Source organism: Methyloversatilis sp. NSM2, assembly GCF_038066675.1.
GTDB lineage: Bacteria > Pseudomonadota > Gammaproteobacteria > Burkholderiales > Rhodocyclaceae > Methyloversatilis > Methyloversatilis discipulorum_A.
In genome coordinates this window covers 608,933-626,155 of record NZ_JBBUKV010000001.1, presented here as the reverse complement: position 1 = coordinate 626,155, position 17,223 = coordinate 608,933, and the positions used below count along the sequence as shown (strand labels likewise).

Below are 17,223 nucleotides of genomic sequence, written 5' to 3'. Positions count from 1 at the left end.
AGCGCGAGTACCGTACAGGCAGAATCCCCCAGGCAGTCGCGAAAGCGCGGCTGCATTGAGAGTTGGCAGACCCCTCCACGTCCCCCAGTCCGTTCCCATCGAAAAAACCCGATTGCAGCCGACACGATAGACGTTATTTACTGACGAGCGGTTTGTCCTGCCCGTGTGCGGTGCGCGCGGGAGAAGTTGATGAAACGAATGCTCTTCAACGCGACGCAGGCCGAAGAGCTGCGCGTCGCGATTGTCGATGGTCAGAAGCTTGTTGACCTCGACATTGAGTCATCCAGCAAGGAACAGCGCAAAAGCAACATCTACAAGGCAGTCATCACCCGCATCGAGCCCAGCCTCGAAGCATGCTTTGTCGATTACGGCGCAGACCGCCACGGCTTCCTGCCGTTCAAGGAAGTTTCCAAGTCCTATTTCAAGCCCGATCTCGAACCCGGCCGCGCCCGCATCCAGGATGCGCTGTCGGTCGGTCAGGAACTGATCGTCCAGATCGACAAGGACGAACGCGGCAACAAGGGCGCCGCACTCACCACCTTCATTTCGCTGGCCGGCCGCTACCTGGTGCTGATGCCGAACAACCCGCGCGGCGGCGGTGTTTCGCGCCGCGTCGAAGGTGACGACCGCGCCGAACTGCGCGAAACCATGGATCAGCTCGAAGTGCCGTCCGGCATGAGCCTGATCGCCCGCACTGCCGGCATCGGCCGCAACGCCGAAGAACTGCAGTGGGACCTGAACTACCTGCTGCAGCTGTGGACCGCCATCGAAGGCGCCGCCCAGTCGCAGACCGGCGCCTTCCTTATCTACCAGGAAGGCAGTCTGGTCATCCGCGCAATCCGCGACTACTTCCAGCCCGACATCGGCGAAATCCTGATCGACACCGACGAGGTGTACGACCAGGCCTACACCTTCATGGAACACGTGATGCCCGGCAACGTGGCGCGCGTGAAGCGCTACCGCGACGACGTGCCGCTGTTCTCGCGCTTCCAGATCGAACACCAGATCGAGTCCGCCTACTCCCGTCAGGTGAACCTGCCCTCGGGCGGCGCCATCGTGATCGACCACACCGAAGCACTGGTAGCGGTGGACGTGAACTCCGGCCGCTCGACCAAGGGCAGCGACATCGAGGAAACCGCGCTGCGCACCAACTGTGAAGCGGCCGACGAAATTGCCCGCCAGTTGCGTCTGCGCGACCTCGGCGGCCTCATCGTCATCGACTTCATCGACATGGAAAACCCGCGCGCCCAGCGCGAGGTGGAAACCCGCCTGCGCGATGCGCTGCATCACGACCGCGCGCGCGTGCAAATGGGCAAGATCAGCCGCTTCGGCCTGCTCGAACTGTCGCGCCAGCGCCTGCGCCCGGCGCTGGCCGAAACCAGCTACATCCCCTGCCCGCGCTGCAGCGGCACCGGCCACATCCGCTCGACCGAATCGGCCGCGCTGCACATCCTGCGCATCCTCGAAGAGGAAGCGATGAAGGAAAACACGGGTGCCGTGCACACCCAGGTGCCGGTCGACGTCGCCACCTTCCTGCTGAACGAGAAGCGTGCCGACATCAACGCGATCGAACTGCGCCACAAGGTCAACATCGTCCTGATTCCGAACAAGTATCTGGAAACGCCGGCGCACGAAATCACCCGTCTGCGCCACGACCAACTGAACCTCGAAGGCGTGGCCCAGCCGTCCTACCAGATGGCCGTGAATCCGTCGGCCGAGAGCTATCAGCCGCCGTCCGCCATTCCGGCCGACGAGCGTCCGAAGCGTCAGGAAGCGGCGATCAAGCACATCACGCCGGACCAGCCGGCACCGGTCGTGGCCGAGACCGCACCGGCCGCGCCGGTCGCTGCAGCGCCGGCGGCTGCACCCGCGGCCAAGGGTGGCTTCTTCGGCTGGATCGCCGGGCTGTTCGGCGGCGGCGCAGCCGCGCCAGCCCCGGCGCCCGCTCCGGCCCCGGAAGCGAAGCCCGCACAGACGCGCGAACGCGGTCCGCGTGGCGAAGGCGAACGCGGTCGCAACCGCAACCGTCGCGACAACCGTGAAGGACGTGAAGGTCGCGAGGGCCGCGACGGTCGTGAACAACGCGAGCCGCGTGAACCGCGCGAAGCGCAGAACAAGAGCGAAGGCCGCGACGGTCAGCGCAAGCAGCGCGAACCCCGTGAGCCGCGCGAGCCGCGCAACGAGCAGGAAGCCGCCGCGCCGCGCGAACCGCGTCCGCCGCGCGAGCCGCGCCCGCCGCGTGAGCCGCGCGAGCGTGCCGCCAATGACGCACGCGAACAGCAGCAGGCACAGACCGATCTACCGCTGGCCGCCGCCACCGGCACTCAGCCCGAGAATGTCGCGCCGGCCGAGGGTGGCGAAGGCGCTGCACCGCGCAGCCGTCGCCGTCGTGGTGGCCGCCGCGAACGTGGCGAGCGCCGCCCGGACGGTGTGGAAGGCGCAGTTGCCGATGTCGCCGCAGTCGAGGGCGATCTGACGGTGACCGATTCCGCCGCCAATGAAGTGCCGGCAGCCGCCGTGGAAGCCCAGGCCGCGCTGCCGCTGGACGTCCCCGTCGCGGCACCGATCGCCGCTGAGCCGGCCCCGTTGGCCAACGCTGCACCGGTGACCGAAGTCACCGCGGTGGTCGAAGCACCGGTGGCGCCTGTCGTGTCGGCACCGATGGTGTCTGCACCTGCTGCCCCGGAGCCGGCAGTGGTCGAACCTGTCGCGGTCGACGCACCGGTGACCGAGCCCGTCGTGGCTGAAGTGGCTGCACTGCCGGTGGTCGAAGTGGCTGCCGAACCGGTGGCCGCGCCGGCACCCGTCGTCGATCAACCGGCACAGATCGCAGCCTCGTTGAACGATGCTGGCGAATCGACGCTGGTGCGCGCGATGGAAAGCTTCGGCTCGGCGGCGCAGCCGTCCGCGCCGGCGCCGACAGTCGCACCGGCAGCCGATCTGCAGAGCACGCTGGCCGAGAGCGGCCTGGTCATGGTGGAAACCTCGGCCGAGCGCGCTGCCGGCATCGAACCCGTCATCGTCGAGCAGCCGCAACTGGGCCGTCGCCGTCGTGCGGCACCGGTGATCGCCAACGAACCGATGCAGCAGGTGGAAACACGCAACGAGTGAGGCGCTGACACCGCCAGAGGGGCCCGGCATTGTCCGGGCCCTTTTTGCATGTCCGTCAGCAAGCCCGCCCGGCACCGGGTGATTTTCCCGTGCTGGCACCGCCCGTTTTCACCGACACTGCGCACGCTTTTTTCAATCACAACAAACGAGGAGAACACCCCATGCGTCTTTTTGCAGCCCTGCTCGCCATCGTCGCCAGCACCACGGTTTTTGCGCACGGCCCGTCGCGCCTGAAGGCGAACGAAACGATCACGCTGAAAGCCAGCCCGGACGCCGTATGGGCCAAGGTGAAGGACTTCACGCAGCTGCAGTCCTGGCACCCGGCCGTCGAGAGCAGCACCGCCACCGCCGGCAGCGATGTCGGCTCGGTGCGCACGCTGAAGATCAAGGGCGGCGGCGAAGTGGTCGAGAAGCTGGAAGCGATCTCGGACGCTGATCGCAGCTTGACCTACACCGCCCAGGACGGCGGCGCGCTGCCGGTCAGCAAGTACAAGTCGACGATTACCGTGAAGCCGGCCGACGGTGGCGGTTCGACGGTTGAGTGGAAAGGCGTGTTCTTCCGCGCCGACGCCAGCGAGCACCCCGCCGCGGGCAAGGATGACGAGGCGGCCACCGGCACCATCAAGGCGGTCTATACCGACGGCCTGAACAACCTGAAAGCGCTGCTGGACAAGTAATCGTCACAGCAACGACAAGACGGGCGGCCTTGGCCGCCCGTTTTCATTTGAGCCGCTGCTGCAGCTCGCGGACCAGACCGTCGGCTGCGTCCTCGATCAGGTCGAGCACCCGTTCGAAGCCAGCCGGGCCACCGTAGTAGGGATCCGGCACCTCTTCCTCGTCGAAGCGTTCGGCGTGCTGAAGGAAGAGCGCCAGCTTGTGGCGCAGCGGCTCCGGGCAGTTGCGTTCGAGATTGCGCAGGTTGTCGCGGTCCATCGCGTAGATCAGGTCGAACTGCGCGAAATCGGCGCCATCGACGCGACGCGCCCGGATGCGCGTCAGATCGACCCCACGCGACGCAGCCGCCGCAGCCGCACGCGGGTCAGGTTTGCTGCCGACGTGATGGGCGTGCGTGCCGGCCGATGCGACCTCGACGCGTTCGTGCAGCCCCGCGGCCTCCAGCCGCGCGCGCACCACGCCCTCGGCAGTCGGCGAACGACAGATGTTGCCCATGCAGCAGAACAGTATCTTCATGTCGGGATCCCGTGCAGCGCGCAGCGGCCGGCGCATCCAGCGCTCAAGCACAGCCACCGCCCGCAGCGACATCCAGGCGGACCGGGATGCCACCCATTGCGTCCTCGTCGCCCCATGAACGGACAGGCAGCTCGGGCGGATCGAAGGCGGTATCGCCCTCCTCCACTACGCTGCCCGGCTTCAGACCGGCGAAATCGAACAGCTTCTGATCGGCCAGGTGCGACGGCACGACATTGCGCATCGCCGTAGCCATCGATTCGATCCGCCCCGGATACAGCCGCGCCCACTCCTGCAGCATGGCCTTCACCTGCTTGCGCTGCGCGTTCTCCTGCGAGCCGCACAGATTGCACGGAATGATGGGGTAGTCCATTACCCGGGCGAAGCGCTCGATGTCGCGCTCGGTGCAGTAGGTCAGCGGCCGGATCACGATGTGGCGGCCGTCGTCGCTGACCAGCTTGGGCGGCATGGACTTGATCTTGCCGCCGAAGAACATGTTCAGGAACAGCGTTTCCAGCAGGTCGTCGCGGTGGTGGCCGAGCGCGATCTTGGTCGCACCCAGTTCGGACGCCACGCGGTAGATGATGCCGCGCCGCAGCCTTGAGCAAAGGCCACAGGTGGTCTTGCCCTCGGGAATCTTGTCCTTGACGATGGAGTAGGTGTCTTCGGTCTCGATCCGGTACTCGACGCCGATGCGCTTGAAGTAGTCCGGCAGGATGTGGTCGGGAAAACCAGGCTGCTTCTGGTCGAGGTTGAAAGCGATCAGCCGGAAGCGCACCGGTGCCCGCTCCTGCAGGCCGCGCAGCAGCTCCAGCATCGTGTACGAATCCTTGCCGCCGGACATGCACACCATGATCACATCGCCGTCCGCGATCATCGAGTAGTCGCCGATGGCCTGCCCGACCGCGCGTTCGAGGCGCTTGCGGAACTTGAGGAAGGTGTTGGACAGCGGCTCGGTGACGGCCGGGACGGAAGCGAGTACCTGCGACATGGCGGGCGACGCAGCGGTGCTGCGCGACATATTCGGAAGGCTGGATTATAGCCGGGCGATCGACGGGCCGGCCGGCACCCTTCCTGATCGCACCAAGGCGTCAGATCATGTTCGGGATCGGGCTCTCGATGCTCCACTGAGTCGGTCAGCCGTGCGAGTGCAGGGTGAGCGGCCCGCTCGCCATCTACAGTCCTGACGAAGGGTCCCGACGACGAGACGCGGCGGCTTGCCCCTTCCGCCATCCGCCGCGTCCCGCCATCGGGATCGGTGTGCCGCGACGCGCTAGCGTCGTCGCAGCGCCGGCGCTGAGCCGGTGTGATGCGTGCGCGCCGCAGCCCAGGCGGCGTGCATGACTCTTTCAAGCCGGACGGCGTCGACCGCCAGTGCGCGGAACACGATGCCGGCGGCGTTCGGCAGATGACTGGCGCCGGCCAGCGCTCCATCCACCTCGGGCAACGCCCGCAGCACCTCCAGCAATTCGGCATCGGCTGACCCACCCAGCAGCCACAGCGACCCGTGCATGCGCAGCCCGGCATTCGCGCCAGCGTTGCCGGACAGCCAGTTCTCACCGTCAATGCACATGCGTTCCCGCGCCAGCAGCTGTCCATTTCCGTCGCGCACCGTCATCGCCGCTTCGATACGCGCGAACGATCGTTGCCCGCCGTCGGGGTCGTGCGGCAGGAAGCTGTCGGCGACCACGACCACTGCGCCGTCCGCCAGTGTCACCTCGACGTCGCTCACCATGTGACTGCCCGGAAACAGGATGAGCGGCGCCGGCATGTATTCGAGCAATGCACCCGGCTGAGCGACCAGCTGCATGCGCTGCGTCGCCGATCCGCCCTGCATCGCATGCACGATGGTCGACGCCGGCGTCGCAACGTGAGCGCGTGCGCCCTGCCCCACCTCAATACGGCCGGCCAGCCGCTCGTGCTCGAACAGGCCGCCGGACACCGACTGCAGATACACCACGCACAGATCCGGCGCCGAGCCGTCGACATGCAGCGCGCGGCCGACGTGCACCGGGTAGCCGACGTACTGGCGTCCGAGATAGCTGCGTCCGGTCGCATCGCACGCAAAGGCGAGATCGACACAGGGCCGCACCTCGACCGGTGGCACGTGCTCTGCCAGTGGGCGCAGCGCATCGACAAGTGCCGGCTCAGCGATCAAACAACACCTCCTGCGCGATGCGTTCGACCACTGCGTCGACGCCGTCGCCGCGCGCGCAGTTGGTCAGCAGCGTCGCCCGGCCGGCGCGCACCTCTTCTGCCTCGCCCACCATGCGCGGCAGATTCACATTCACGTGCGGTGCGAGGTCGACCTTGTTGATCACCAGCAGGTCGCACTGCAGGACGCCCAGTCCGCGCTTGCGCGGAATGTCGTCGCCGCCGGCCACGTCGATCACGAACAGCCAGTAGTCGACCAGATCGAGCGAGAAGGACGATGCGAGGTTGTCACCGCCACTCTCGATCAGGATCAGTTCCAGGCCGGGGTAGGCACGGTCCAGCTCGTCGGCCGCGGCGAGGTTGAGCGTCGGGTCTTCGCGAATGGCGGTGTGCGGGCAGGCGCCGGTTTCCACCGCCAGCACGCGCTCGGGCGCGATCAGGCCGCTGCGGCGCACGCGCTCGGCGTCCTCGGCGGTGACCAGATCGTTGGTGATGACCGCGATGTCGGTGCCGCGCGCGATGAAGCGTGGAATGAGCTGTTCCAGCAGCGCGGTCTTGCCGGAGCCGACCGGGCCGCCGATGCCGACGCGGGCGGCGCCGCGCGGTCGAGCATGGGAATTCAGTTGTGCGGACATGGCATCACCTCAGCATGTATAGACGGTTGAGCGGCACGCGGTCGACCGGCGGGCAGCTGATGACGCGGCCATCCACGCTCACCTCGAAGGTCTGCGGATTGACCGTGATGTTCGGGCAGGCGGCGTTGCGCACCATGTCGGACTTCTGCAGCGTGCGCGTGCCCTTACAGGGCAGCAGTGCCTTGCGGATGTCGAGCCGGCCGTGCAGGTCGCTGTCGAGCGACGCGGCACACACGAAATTGGCCGACAGCCCCTGCGGTGCGCGGCCGAAGGCGCCCCATTGCGGGCGCATGATGAGCGGCTCGCAGGTCATCAGTGACGCGGCGGAGTCACCCATCGCGCCATAGGCGATGAAGCCGCCCTTGACCACGATCTCCGGCTTGATACCGAAGAAGGCGGGCCGCCACAGCACGATGTCGGCGAGCTTGCCCGGCTCCAGCGAACCGACGTGGTGATCGACGCCGAACGATCGCGCCGCGTTGATCGTGTACTTCGCGATGTAGCGCAGGATGCGTTCGTTGTCGGCGCTGCGCGTGGTTTCCTCCGGCAGGCGACCGAACTGGTCCTTCATCTTGCTGGCCAGCTGCCAGGTGCGGCAGATCACTTCGTTGATGCGCCCCATGCCCTGGCTGTCCGAGCCCAGCATCGAGATCGCGCCCATGTCATGCAGCACGTCCTCGGCGGCGATGGTCTGCGCGCGGATGCGGCTTTCGGCGAAGGCCACGTCCTCGGGCACCGCCGGATTCAGGTGGTGGCACACCATGATCATGTCCAGGTGCTCGTCGAAGGTATTCACCGTGTAGGGGTTGGTCGGGTTGGTCGACGACGGCAGGCAGTGCTGCAACCCGGCCACGCAGATCACGTCCGGCGCATGGCCGCCGCCCGCACCTTCGGTGTGGTACATGTGGATGGTGCGGCCCCTCGTCGCCGCCAGCGTGTCCTCGAGGAAGCCGGATTCGTTCAGCGTGTCCGTGTGCAGCTGGACCTGGAAATCCATCTCGTCGGCCACCGACAGGCAGGTGTCTATCGTGGCCGGCGTGGCGCCCCAGTCCTCGTGGATCTTCAGGCCGATGCAGCCGGCCTTCATCTGTTCGACCAGCGATTCCGGGCGCGACGAGTTGCCGCGGCCGAGGAAGCCGAAGTTCATCGGCCACTGTTCGGACGCCTGCAGCATGCGACCGACATTCCATGCGCCGCCGCAGTCGATGCCCACGGTGATCGGCCCGAGCGATCCGCCGAACATCGTCGTGATGCCGGAGGCCAGCGCGTGCTCCACCAGCTGCGCCGAATCGAAGTGCACGTGCACGTCCAGCCCGCCGGCGGTGGCGATCAGCCCTTCGCCGTCGCGCACCGTGGTGGCGTTGCCGACCAGCAGCTGCGGATGCACGCCGTCCATCACGTGCGGATTGCCGGCCTTGCCGATGGCGACGATGCGCCCGTCCTTGATGCCGATGTCGCCCTTGACGATGCCGGCCACCGCATCGATCACGACGACGTTGCTGATCAGCATGTCGAGTGCGCCCTGTTCGGACGTGAGGCCGCCCATCATGCCGAGCCCGTCGCGCAGCGTCTTGCCGCCGCCATGCAGGCACTCGTCACCGGGCGTCGAGAAGTCGTGCTCGATTTCCGCCAGCAGCGAGGTGTCGCCCAGGCGCACCATGTCGCCCTTGGTCGGACCGTACATCGCCGCGTAGTCGCGGCGGGTGAGCCATGTCATGTCGTGTTCTCCCTGTTGTCGATGACAGCGCTCAGGCGCCGCGGAATCCGGCCTGGCGTGCGCGCGCCAGCGCGTCCGGCAGGCCGCTGGCATCGCCGGTCGGGCCTTCGGCCAGACGGTTAAGACCGAACACCTCGCCGCTGCCGCCGAAGGCGACCAGCGTCACTTCCTTGTCCTCACCGGGCTCGAAGCGCACCGCGGTACCGGCAGCGATGTCGAGGTGCATGCCCCAGGCCTGGGCGCGGTCGAATTCGAGTGCGCGGTTCACCTCGAAGAAGTGGAAATGGCTGCCCACCTGTATCGGCCGGTCGCCGGTGTTCAGCGCGCGCAGCGTGGCGCGGCGGCGGCCGGCGTTCAGTTCTATCTTCCCGTCGGCCGGGATGATTTCGCCCGGCGTGCGCGCCGAGGGCGCTTCGGCCGGCGCGTTCGCGCCCGGACGTATCGGGTCATGCACGGTCACCAGCTTGGTGCCGTCGGGAAAGCTCGCTTCGACTTGAATCATCGGCATCAGCGCCGCGACGCCGGGCAGCACGTCGTCGCTGTTCAGAATCTGCGAGCCGAAGCCGATCAGTTCGGCCACCGTACGGCCATCGCGTGCACCCTCGAGAATGTCGTCGACGATGATCGCGATCGCCTCCGGACAATTGAGCTTCAGGCCGCGCGCACGACGCCGGCGCGCCAGTTCGGCGGCGTTGAATATCGTCAGTCTTTCGAGTTCGGTCGGTGTCAGCAGCATGGGGTGCCTCCTCTCTTCTGCATGTCAGTCAGCACTCAGTTCGCGAACAGCCGGGCATTGCGCGGCTCGTGGCGCATGGCGGCGATGTCGAGCGCCGGCGCGCCGTTCCACAGTTCGTCGGTCGAAGGCGGCGGCGTGTCGATGACGCGGGCGATCAGCGGCCGCGTGCGCGCCAGCAGGCGCTGACCTTCGGTGTGACCGATCAGGCCCATGCGCAGCGCGGCACCCACCACCGTGGTGCACAGGCCGCTCGCAGCCATCGCGTCGCAACCAGAGGCCGACAGTCCGTAGGCGCCCCACACCAGGCCCTGCACCACTGGCAGATGCCCGGGCAGACCGGCGGCGCGCACCTGATCCAGATAGACCTGAGCGATGCCGAGACCGAGATCGGCGTGCACGCGAAGCTGCGTGAAACCGAGGCGGCGGCTCGCGTCGCGCCAGCCGCGCACGAGGTTCATCGCCTCGCACAGGCGGTCCAGCTCGGTCGCTTCGGCCAGCGCGGCAGCACCACGCAGTGACCAGGCGGTACGCGCCGCCTGCATCAGCGGCCGGTCGAAGCCGGCCCAGCGCTGTTCGATGTGGCTGCACAGCAGCTCGAATACCTGCTCAGCGCAGCGGACCTTGCCGTCGAGCTTCAGCGACTCCAGCCCCCACGAGAACGAGGTGGCGCCACCGGGAAAAAAGCTGTCGGCGAACTGCAGCATGCCCAGCATGCCGATCGCGTCGCCGCCGCCATCGTCGGGCGACGGAATGTGAAAGGGCGCGTGCGGTGCGTTCATGTCAGTGCGCATGAGGAACGGCGAGGTAGCGTGTGCCGCCTTGCGCTGGCGCATCGAGCACGGTCGCATCGCCGCGCGCGAGCAGATGCGTCATGCGCTTCAGATAGCCCTCGCGCGGGCCTTCGAGCGCGATCCACAGGCAGTCGGCTTCGAAGCGCACCTTCCAGTGCATGTTGCCGGCGAAGTAGCCGATCTCCAGCGCACCGGCCGGGTGTGCGGCGCGCAATACCAGCCACTGCGGCTCGTCCAGCATCACCAGCACGGCGCGGCCCGGTTCGAGCAAAAGCACGGAACCGTTCTCGAGCTGCGCACCGCGGTCCAGAAGCAGCGCCAGTTCGGTGCCGCGATCGGTCACCAGGCGCTGACGACGGCGGGCCAGGTCATTGCGCGACAGGCGCACGCGCTCGACGCCGCCGTCGTGTTCGATGTGGTGCAGCCGGTCGGCGATATCCGGGTCGGACGCGTTGCCGACGATGTCTGTCAGTCTGAGCATTGTTCGGTCTCTTCCTTGCGGTCGGGTCCGGGCTGCCCCGCAGATGCCGCGGGACAGCCACCATCAGCGCAGCCGCCCGCAGGCGGCGTGCGGCTTACAGCGTCGGGTAGGGATTGGGTTCGATCAGCGGCGATTCGTAGATCAGCTTGACCTGACCGTCCGCGGTGAAGGAACCGATGCGCGCCTGCTTCCACAGGTGGTGGTTGGTCGCGTGGAACTTCACCTTGCCTTCCGGCCCTTCGAACTCGAGGTTGGCCGAGGCGGCGACCACCTTGTCGACGTCGAAGCTCTTGGCCTTCTCGACCGCCATCTTCCACAGGTAGACCGCCGTGTAGGCGCTGGCCAGCGTGTCGCCGGTCACGCGCTTGTCGCCGTACTTGGCCTTGAAGGCCGCCACGAATTTCTTGTTGGCCGGGTTGTCCAGGCTCTGCAGGTAACTCATGCAGGTGAGCACGTCCTGCACGTTCTCCTTGCCGATGCCCGAAACTTCCTCTTCCGACACGGCCAGCGCCATCACCGTGGTCTTGTTGAAGTTCACGCCGGCCGCCTTCAGCTGCTTGTAGAAGGCGACGTTGGAGCCACCGACGACGGTGCTCAGAATGATGTCGGGCTTGGTCGCCTTGATCTTGTTGATGGTCGAACCGAAGTTGGTGCTGCCCAGCGGCAGGTATTCCTCGCCCAGCACCTTGCCGCCGCCCTTGACGATGGTCGGGCGCGCGATCTTGTTGGTGACGCGCGGCCAGATGTAGTCGGAGCCGATCAGGTACACCGTCTTGCCGCGGTTGGCCAGCAGCCAGTTGCAGGCCTGAATGCACTGCTGGGTCGCTTCGTGCGCGGTGTAGAGGATGTTCGGCGACTGTTCCTGACCTTCGTAGTAGGTCGGGTAGTACAGCAGGCCCTTCATCTGTTCGAACACCGGCAGCACCGCCTTGCGCGACGCCGAGGTGTAGCAGCCGAACACGGCCGCGACCTTGTCGCGATCGAGCAGCTTGCGCGCCTTCTCGGCGAAGGTGGGCCAGTCGCTGGCGCCGTCCTCGACCACCGGCACGATCTTCTTGCCGAGTACGCCGCCAGCAGCGTTGATCTCGTCGATGGCGAGCTTCTCGGCATCAACCACCGATGCCTCCGCCAGCGCGATGGTGCCGGTCAGCGAGTGCAGGATGCCGACCTTCACCGTATCGTCGGCCATGGCATTGCGCACCATCCACGGACCGGCGACGGATGCGAGCGCAAGACCTTTGATGATGTCGCGCCTGATTTGACTCTTCATGATGGACCTCGATGGAAGTGATGAAAGAAAGTGGCTTGCGATCGCACCGTCGTCGTTGCCGGTGCGGACTTACGTGTCGAGAAGGCGAAAAAAAAGGGCCTGCCCGGATCCGGAGATCCAGGGCAGGCCCTTTTGCCTTGTTCCGCGCCGGCAATGCTGGCGGAGCGGAAAGTTGAATCGATGATAGGAAGGCTGTTGCGGTGCGTCAAGCATCGGCAACGGCTTTTTTTCAAATTCTTTTCGATGGTCCGGAAGCGCAGATGCACGCGCTTTCAGATCATCAACACATCAGCATTCTCGTGCGCGCGCCGACATTTCGCATGAGCGCGCGCCCTCCCCTGTCGGAGCGGCCTTGAAGGACCTCACGCTCCGATCGAGGCTGCAATCGCGAGCAAGCTCGCCCTCACAAGACTTCGACTCCAGTAACGCGTCACGCACCCCTGTGGGAGCGGCGCCTGCAATCTGCAGGCTTCGGTTCAGGCTACCGTCGGGGTCAAGACCCCTCCCACAGAACCCCGGCTCCAGCTCGGGTCACGGATCCGGTGCACGTCCCCTGTGGGAGCGGCCTTGGCCGCGACGCGGCGGCTGCGTGCCGCCGGCTTCGATGCAGGCTGCCGTCGCGGTCAGAAGACCGCCTCTACAAGACCGCGTCGTCTTCATCCGCAGTCGTCGATCTTCGGTACATGAACACACAACGGCCGCCCGGTGCACTCGACGCCCGCGCCGGATGCAACCGGTAGCGGCCGGTCATGAAGTCGACCACGGTGCGCGCCGCGTTCACCGACAACGCCGGCTTCCACAGCCAGATGTCGCGCTCGGGATCGACGCCGCACAGGCCGAACAGCGCGTGTTCCGGGTCGTCGGCCATGCCTATGGACCACTCGTCCATGCGCGCGCCGAACTCCTTGATGTAGGTGAGGCATTCGAACTTGATCTGCTGCACGCTATAGCTCATCGCATCACCCCGGAACCGGAATCAGCCGTGCCGGCGACGACACCGCTGCGGTGCGGCTGCGCCACTGGTCGAACAGCGCGGCCCCCTTCTGTTTTTCTTCGGCCGACATCTGGCCGATCATGCCTTCGAGCGCGTTGAGCGCGCTGCCCACGCCGTGCTGTGCAGCCAGCGACAGCCAGGCGAAGGCCTGCGCCCTGTCCTTGCCCACGCCCAGGCCGTTGGCGTACATGAAGCCCAGCCGCGCCTGCGAGGGAAAGTGCCCCTGCCCGGCCGCCTGCCGGTACCAGTGCGCCGCCTGCGCTTCGTCCTGCGTCGTGCCCTGGCCCTTGAAGTAAAGCGTGGCCAGATTGCTCTGCGCCATCGCGTCGCCCGCTTCGGCCGCGGTGCGCAGCCAGTGCAGGCCGCGTTCGGGATCGGCCGGCGTGCCGTTGCCCATCATCAGCATGGCGCCGACATTGGTCTGCGCCGGCACGTGGCCGCTCTCGGCGGCACGCAGATACCAGCGGAAAGCCTGCGCCAGATCAGCCGGCACGCCTTCGCCATTCGCGTACAGCGCGCCGGTCCAGGCCTGCGCCTCCGCTTCGCCTTCTTCGGCCAGCGCCTCGAACAGCCGCGCCGCTGTCACCAGATCGCCGTCGTGGTAGGCGGCCACCGCATCGTCGAGCTGCAGCGTCGTTTCCATCAGTGCGTGCATATGGATATCTCCCGGTGTGCCTGTTCTGCGTTCAGCGCGCAGCGATGCGCGCCGTCACTTGTGTCTCGATCCATCGTCCGCCGGCATCCAGCCGGCTGGCCGGCTCACAGCCGCGGCCGCCGATGCCGCCGCCTTCTATCGCCGACTGCGCCTCGGCGGCGGCGGCGAGACGGGTATGCAGCAGGGTCTGCCACGAGAGCGCTGCGTCGTCGCCTCCGAAGGTGGCCAACCGGCAAAGCGTGCGGGTCAGCGAGACCGGCTGCAGCACAACGGCGCAACAGGCCGCGGACGACGACAGCAGCACGACATTGGGAAACAGCAGCGCGGCCCGACCGTCGGTATCGGCGCGGCACAGCGCTCCCTCGCTGGATACGACCGAAGCGGAAGCCGCCAGCAGGTGCTGGGCGACCAGTTTCCAGTTGGCGTCGCAAGCGATCCAGCGGCTGCGATGGCTGTCCGCCGGCACACCATCCCACGCCGGTAGCGTCGACGTCAGCGCGCGGGCGGTCGGCCCGAACGACGACCCGTGCGGATCGAGGCTGACGAACAACAGCGGCCCCCAGGTCGCGGTGCGCACCGGCAGCAGACGCTCAGGCCGCAGGCCGAGATACTGGTACATCTCGGGCGTGCCTTCACCCAGCTCGCCGGCGGCAATCGCCGGACGATCGAGGCTGTGACCGCAGGAGGTGAACGAGCATGGCGTCTTCGCGCCCTGCTGGCACTGCAGCGGCACCACGCGACAGCCACCGTGCTGCGCCTTGTTGAAGCGGCCGGCCAGGCCGCCGTCAGGCAGGCGCTGCACGTGGATGGCGTGATCGCCCACAGTGAAGGGCAGCAGATCGCCGGCAGCCGGGATGTCGAGCAGGCTGCCCACGCACACCCACTCGCGCGTCCAGATCGCATCGTCTTCAGCACGGGAGAAATCGAGTCCGCGGAAGGCGGCGACATCGAATGTGCCCCCGACCTTCGCCGGCCGGCGGTGCAGATGCACCGGATGTTCGGTCATGCATTCCATCTGACGGATCCTCAAGGTGATGCCTTCTGTGCAGGGTTCGCCCGCAAGGCGGACGAACCCTGCGTCCACCTCACATCAGTTCTTCGACGCCAGCGCCGGCGACTCATAGTCCGCGCGACCGCGGTGCTTGTACGCGTCCTTCGGAGCGGCCGGCAGCGGGCCGTCCTGCATGAAGCGGTCAAGCACGTTCTTGGTCAGACGCGAAATGTTGTTGTCGCAGTTGTTCCACGGCAGCGAACCGCAGTAGGCGATCGAGCTGAAGGCGAAGCAGCCGCCGCCATTGGGCGTTTCGTGGAAGGTGATGTCGGCGCGCACACGCGGATGCACGGTGCCGTCCAGTCCCTGCTGGTTGAAGCCGAAATCCTCCATCACCAGCAGATAGGCCTCGGTGTGACGGCCGGCCGACGTGGCGACGGTGAGGATGTGCGGCGGCGAACCCAGCATGGTGTCGACGATGTCCAGTTCCAGGCCGGCCGCGCCGCCGCCGACCAGACCGAAGTTGCCCAGGTTCTCCTCGTAGCTGATGCCGTCGAAAGCCCAGCTGACGCGCGGATCGAGACTTTCCGGCGTGCGCGAGAAGTAGGACGAGATGTCGAAGCCCTCGGACGACATGCCGGTACCGGCCACCGAGTGCAGGTAGCGGCCGCGATAGCGCCACATGCCGCCCAGTTCGCCGGTGCCCTGGTGGTAGTACTCACCCGGATCGGCGCGCCAGGTGCGGATGCCGGATTCGCAGCGACGCATTTCAGTGACGATGCCGCGGCCCAGTCCGTCGTAGGCCGGATGGAAGGAATGCACCCAGTACCAGGCATCGGCACCCATATACATCAGGCGGCCGCCGCGCTGCGTGTAGTTGTGCAGTGCGTCGAGCTGGGTGCCCGAATTGTGCTCGGGGTGCGAGCCGGTGATGATGACGTTGTAGTTCTCCAGCCGGGCCAGACCGTCATAGGTCACGTCCTCGTCGGTGAACACGTCGTACTCGTAGCCCATCTGTTCCAGCCAGCAGATAAGGTGCAGGTCGGCCGGGTACTGCCAGGGCGCCTGGGCCAGGAAGTGGTCGTACTTCGGACGGATGCTCAGGATGGGGCGCAGCCGCGACGACAGGCAGATGCCGCTGCCGTCGGTGTGGGTGTCGTAGATCGAGCCGCCGTACTCGCGGTGTTCGGCGAGGAACATGTTCTGCTGCTGCATGATGGGCACGCGGTAGACGAACAGTTCGGCGCCGCCCGCGTTGCACGCGACGTGCTCGTTCGCATACGCCATGTAGCTGATGGTGGGCACCATGACCGCGATCTTCGACTGTTCCTGGCCGATCTTCGGCACGATCCAGAACGGGATGTAGTCCTCGTCACCTTCCGGCGTAGTCAGCTTGGCGGCGTAGAAGCGACTCTTGATGTCGGCCGGCACGGTCCACTCGAAGCTCACTTCCCAGCGCGCATTGTCGAGGTCGTCGTCGTGGAAGTGGATGGCGCCGTATTCCTTCGGCGCGACCTTCCAGTCGAAGGTCTGGCCGGCCCAGTTGTAGCCGGTCAGCGCGCGCGTCGGGCAGTTCACCAGCGTGGCGTCGAAGCGGTAGGGGCCGGCGTCCTTCGCCACCAGCGTATCGATGCCCTCGGAAAAGTCCCAGGCGGCGACGATGGCTTCCGACAACACGCCGGTCGGGCCGGCATTGCGGCGCTCGGTCAGCCCCGGCTGCGCGCCGCCCTTCATCATTTCGATCTCGAAGCGCGACAGCGCGCGGCTGCACAGGCGCGGGCTGTCGATCTTGCCGTTATAGTGGCCGCCGACGATGACGCCCTGCGGCAGCGACGACAGACCCAGCGGCCCCGGCTCGACATGATCAACGTAGCCGGCGATCACCAGCGGCTGATCGGTGTGCTCGATCTTGCCCTTGAAGGCCGCCTTGACCGGCGGGATTTCGGGGTCGAGCGCGTAGACCACCTGCGGCTCGTGATACAGCACCACTTCGCCGGTCTTCGCGTCAAAGCTGGCCGCGATGAAGTGCCAGGCGTGGTCGCGCAGCGGCGCACCGGTCGTGTAGGTCTCGCCGTTGATGCGCAGTTCGACACAGCCGTCGGTATTGATGAACAGGCCGTAACCCTTGCCGCCCGACCACTTGGTCACCAGGCCCTGGGCGCCGTGCTTCCAGTAGCGCTTGTCGGTCTTCGGCGTGGTCGGCCAGACCCAGCATTGCAGCGTGAAACTGTCGGGATTCAGCTGCGGCGCGTCGGCCACGAAACCGTAGGAGCCACCATAGACGACCTGTTTGATGCCGTCGTAGACGCCCTCGCAATCGGCCTTCACCGCCTTCTCGATGAAGCCGGGACCGCGCGGATTGGTATCGCCGTTGATCATCTGGACGATGGACGCGCTGTACTTCTTCGGTCCGTCGCAATTGACGTAGAACTTGATCTTGTCGCCCGGATGGACACTGAACTTGTCGGCGTATCCGGTCAGTCGCATTGCACACATGGTC

General features: G+C 66.6%; 15 protein-coding genes. 2 read left to right on the top strand and 13 right to left on the bottom strand.

Annotated elements, in window-relative coordinates:
- Positions 1-189: 189 nt before the first annotated feature.
- Positions 190-3,111, top strand: coding sequence for an Rne/Rng family ribonuclease (locus WJU27_RS02820; protein ID WP_341421070.1), 2,922 nt, complete (start codon positions 190-192; stop codon positions 3,109-3,111).
- 161 nt (positions 3,112-3,272) lie between these two features.
- Positions 3,273-3,788 (top strand): SRPBCC family protein, encoded by a 516-nt coding sequence (locus WJU27_RS02815; protein WP_020165079.1) that lies wholly within the window; start codon positions 3,273-3,275, stop codon positions 3,786-3,788.
- Positions 3,789-3,831: 43 nt separating this feature from the next.
- Here the strand turns inward: WJU27_RS02815 and WJU27_RS02810 are convergent, their stop codons facing one another.
- The 13 genes from WJU27_RS02810 to WJU27_RS02750 all read right to left on the bottom strand — a co-directional run bounded on the left by WJU27_RS02810 (position 3,832) and on the right by WJU27_RS02750 (position 17,219).
- A complete protein-coding gene (locus tag WJU27_RS02810) occupies positions 3,832-4,338 on the bottom strand; it encodes a low molecular weight protein-tyrosine-phosphatase (protein ID WP_341421618.1) in 507 nt (168 codons plus the stop codon).
- Between the two features lie 7 nt (positions 4,339-4,345).
- Entirely contained in the window at positions 4,346-5,290 is a 945-nt protein-coding gene (gene ttcA / locus WJU27_RS02805; RefSeq protein ID WP_341421069.1) for a tRNA 2-thiocytidine(32) synthetase TtcA, read from the bottom strand.
- Positions 5,291-5,572: 282 nt separating this feature from the next.
- On the bottom strand, positions 5,573-6,457 hold the full coding sequence (locus WJU27_RS02800) for an urease accessory protein UreD (protein ID WP_341421068.1): 885 nt from the start codon (positions 6,455-6,457) through the stop codon (positions 5,573-5,575).
- Entirely contained in the window at positions 6,447-7,088 is a 642-nt protein-coding gene (gene ureG / locus WJU27_RS02795) for an urease accessory protein UreG (RefSeq protein WP_020165089.1), read from the bottom strand. The genes WJU27_RS02800 and ureG overlap by 11 nt, the downstream gene beginning before the upstream one ends.
- 4 nt (positions 7,089-7,092) lie before the next feature.
- Positions 7,093-8,805: an urease subunit alpha gene (gene ureC, locus WJU27_RS02790; RefSeq protein ID WP_304005040.1), complete on the bottom strand. Its 1,713-nt coding sequence runs from the start codon at positions 8,803-8,805 to the stop codon at positions 7,093-7,095.
- A 31-nt stretch (positions 8,806-8,836) separates the two neighbouring features.
- Positions 8,837-9,541, bottom strand: coding sequence for an urease subunit beta (locus tag WJU27_RS02785; protein ID WP_341421067.1), 705 nt, complete (start codon positions 9,539-9,541; stop codon positions 8,837-8,839).
- A 35-nt stretch (positions 9,542-9,576) separates the two neighbouring features.
- Positions 9,577-10,320: an urease accessory protein UreF gene (locus WJU27_RS02780; protein WP_341421066.1), complete on the bottom strand. Its 744-nt coding sequence runs from the start codon at positions 10,318-10,320 to the stop codon at positions 9,577-9,579.
- 1 nt (position 10,321) lies between these two features.
- Positions 10,322-10,813, bottom strand: coding sequence for an urease accessory protein UreE (locus tag WJU27_RS02775; RefSeq protein ID WP_341421065.1), 492 nt, complete (start codon positions 10,811-10,813; stop codon positions 10,322-10,324).
- 94 nt (positions 10,814-10,907) lie between these two features.
- On the bottom strand, positions 10,908-12,083 hold the full coding sequence (gene urtA, locus WJU27_RS02770; RefSeq protein WP_341421064.1) for an urea ABC transporter substrate-binding protein: 1,176 nt from the start codon (positions 12,081-12,083) through the stop codon (positions 10,908-10,910).
- A 637-nt stretch (positions 12,084-12,720) separates the two neighbouring features.
- Entirely contained in the window at positions 12,721-13,038 is a 318-nt protein-coding gene (locus tag WJU27_RS02765; protein WP_341421063.1) for a hypothetical protein, read from the bottom strand.
- A gap of 4 nt (positions 13,039-13,042) precedes the next feature.
- Positions 13,043-13,732: a tetratricopeptide repeat protein gene (locus WJU27_RS02760; RefSeq protein WP_341421062.1), complete on the bottom strand. Its 690-nt coding sequence runs from the start codon at positions 13,730-13,732 to the stop codon at positions 13,043-13,045.
- A 31-nt stretch (positions 13,733-13,763) separates the two neighbouring features.
- The gene (locus WJU27_RS02755; protein ID WP_341421061.1) at positions 13,764-14,747 is read right to left on the bottom strand and encodes a hypothetical protein; all 984 of its coding nucleotides are present in this window, start codon (positions 14,745-14,747) and stop codon (positions 13,764-13,766) included.
- 75 nt (positions 14,748-14,822) lie between these two features.
- The gene (locus WJU27_RS02750; RefSeq protein WP_341421060.1) at positions 14,823-17,219 is read right to left on the bottom strand and encodes a N,N-dimethylformamidase beta subunit family domain-containing protein; all 2,397 of its coding nucleotides are present in this window, start codon (positions 17,217-17,219) and stop codon (positions 14,823-14,825) included.
- Between the last annotated feature and the right edge of the window lie 4 nt (positions 17,220-17,223).

Bases quoted from the DNA above. Each gene is read 5' to 3' on its own strand.
- WJU27_RS02775 (WP_341421065.1), bottom strand. From the start codon at position 10,813: ATGCTCAGACTGACAGACATCGTCGGCAACGCGTCCGACCCGGATATC.
- WJU27_RS02755 (WP_341421061.1), bottom strand. From the start codon at position 14,747: ATGGAATGCATGACCGAACATCCGGTGCATCTGCACCGCCGGCCGGCG.
- ttcA (WP_341421069.1), bottom strand. From the start codon at position 5,290: ATGTCGCAGGTACTCGCTTCCGTCCCGGCCGTCACCGAGCCGCTGTCC.
- WJU27_RS02785 (WP_341421067.1), bottom strand. From the start codon at position 9,541: ATGCTGCTGACACCGACCGAACTCGAAAGACTGACGATATTCAACGCC.
- WJU27_RS02810 (WP_341421618.1), bottom strand. From the start codon at position 4,338: ATGCGCCGGCCGCTGCGCGCTGCACGGGATCCCGACATGAAGATACTG.
- WJU27_RS02820 (WP_341421070.1), top strand. From the start codon at position 190: ATGAAACGAATGCTCTTCAACGCGACGCAGGCCGAAGAGCTGCGCGTC.
- ureG (WP_020165089.1), bottom strand. From the start codon at position 7,088: ATGTCCGCACAACTGAATTCCCATGCTCGACCGCGCGGCGCCGCCCGC.
- WJU27_RS02750 (WP_341421060.1), bottom strand. From the start codon at position 17,219: ATGTGTGCAATGCGACTGACCGGATACGCCGACAAGTTCAGTGTCCAT.
- WJU27_RS02765 (WP_341421063.1), bottom strand. From the start codon at position 13,038: ATGAGCTATAGCGTGCAGCAGATCAAGTTCGAATGCCTCACCTACATC.
- urtA (WP_341421064.1), bottom strand. From the start codon at position 12,083: ATGAAGAGTCAAATCAGGCGCGACATCATCAAAGGTCTTGCGCTCGCA.
- WJU27_RS02780 (WP_341421066.1), bottom strand. From the start codon at position 10,320: ATGAACGCACCGCACGCGCCCTTTCACATTCCGTCGCCCGACGATGGC.
- WJU27_RS02760 (WP_341421062.1), bottom strand. From the start codon at position 13,732: ATGCACGCACTGATGGAAACGACGCTGCAGCTCGACGATGCGGTGGCC.
- ureC (WP_304005040.1), bottom strand. From the start codon at position 8,805: ATGACATGGCTCACCCGCCGCGACTACGCGGCGATGTACGGTCCGACC.
- WJU27_RS02815 (WP_020165079.1), top strand. From the start codon at position 3,273: ATGCGTCTTTTTGCAGCCCTGCTCGCCATCGTCGCCAGCACCACGGTT.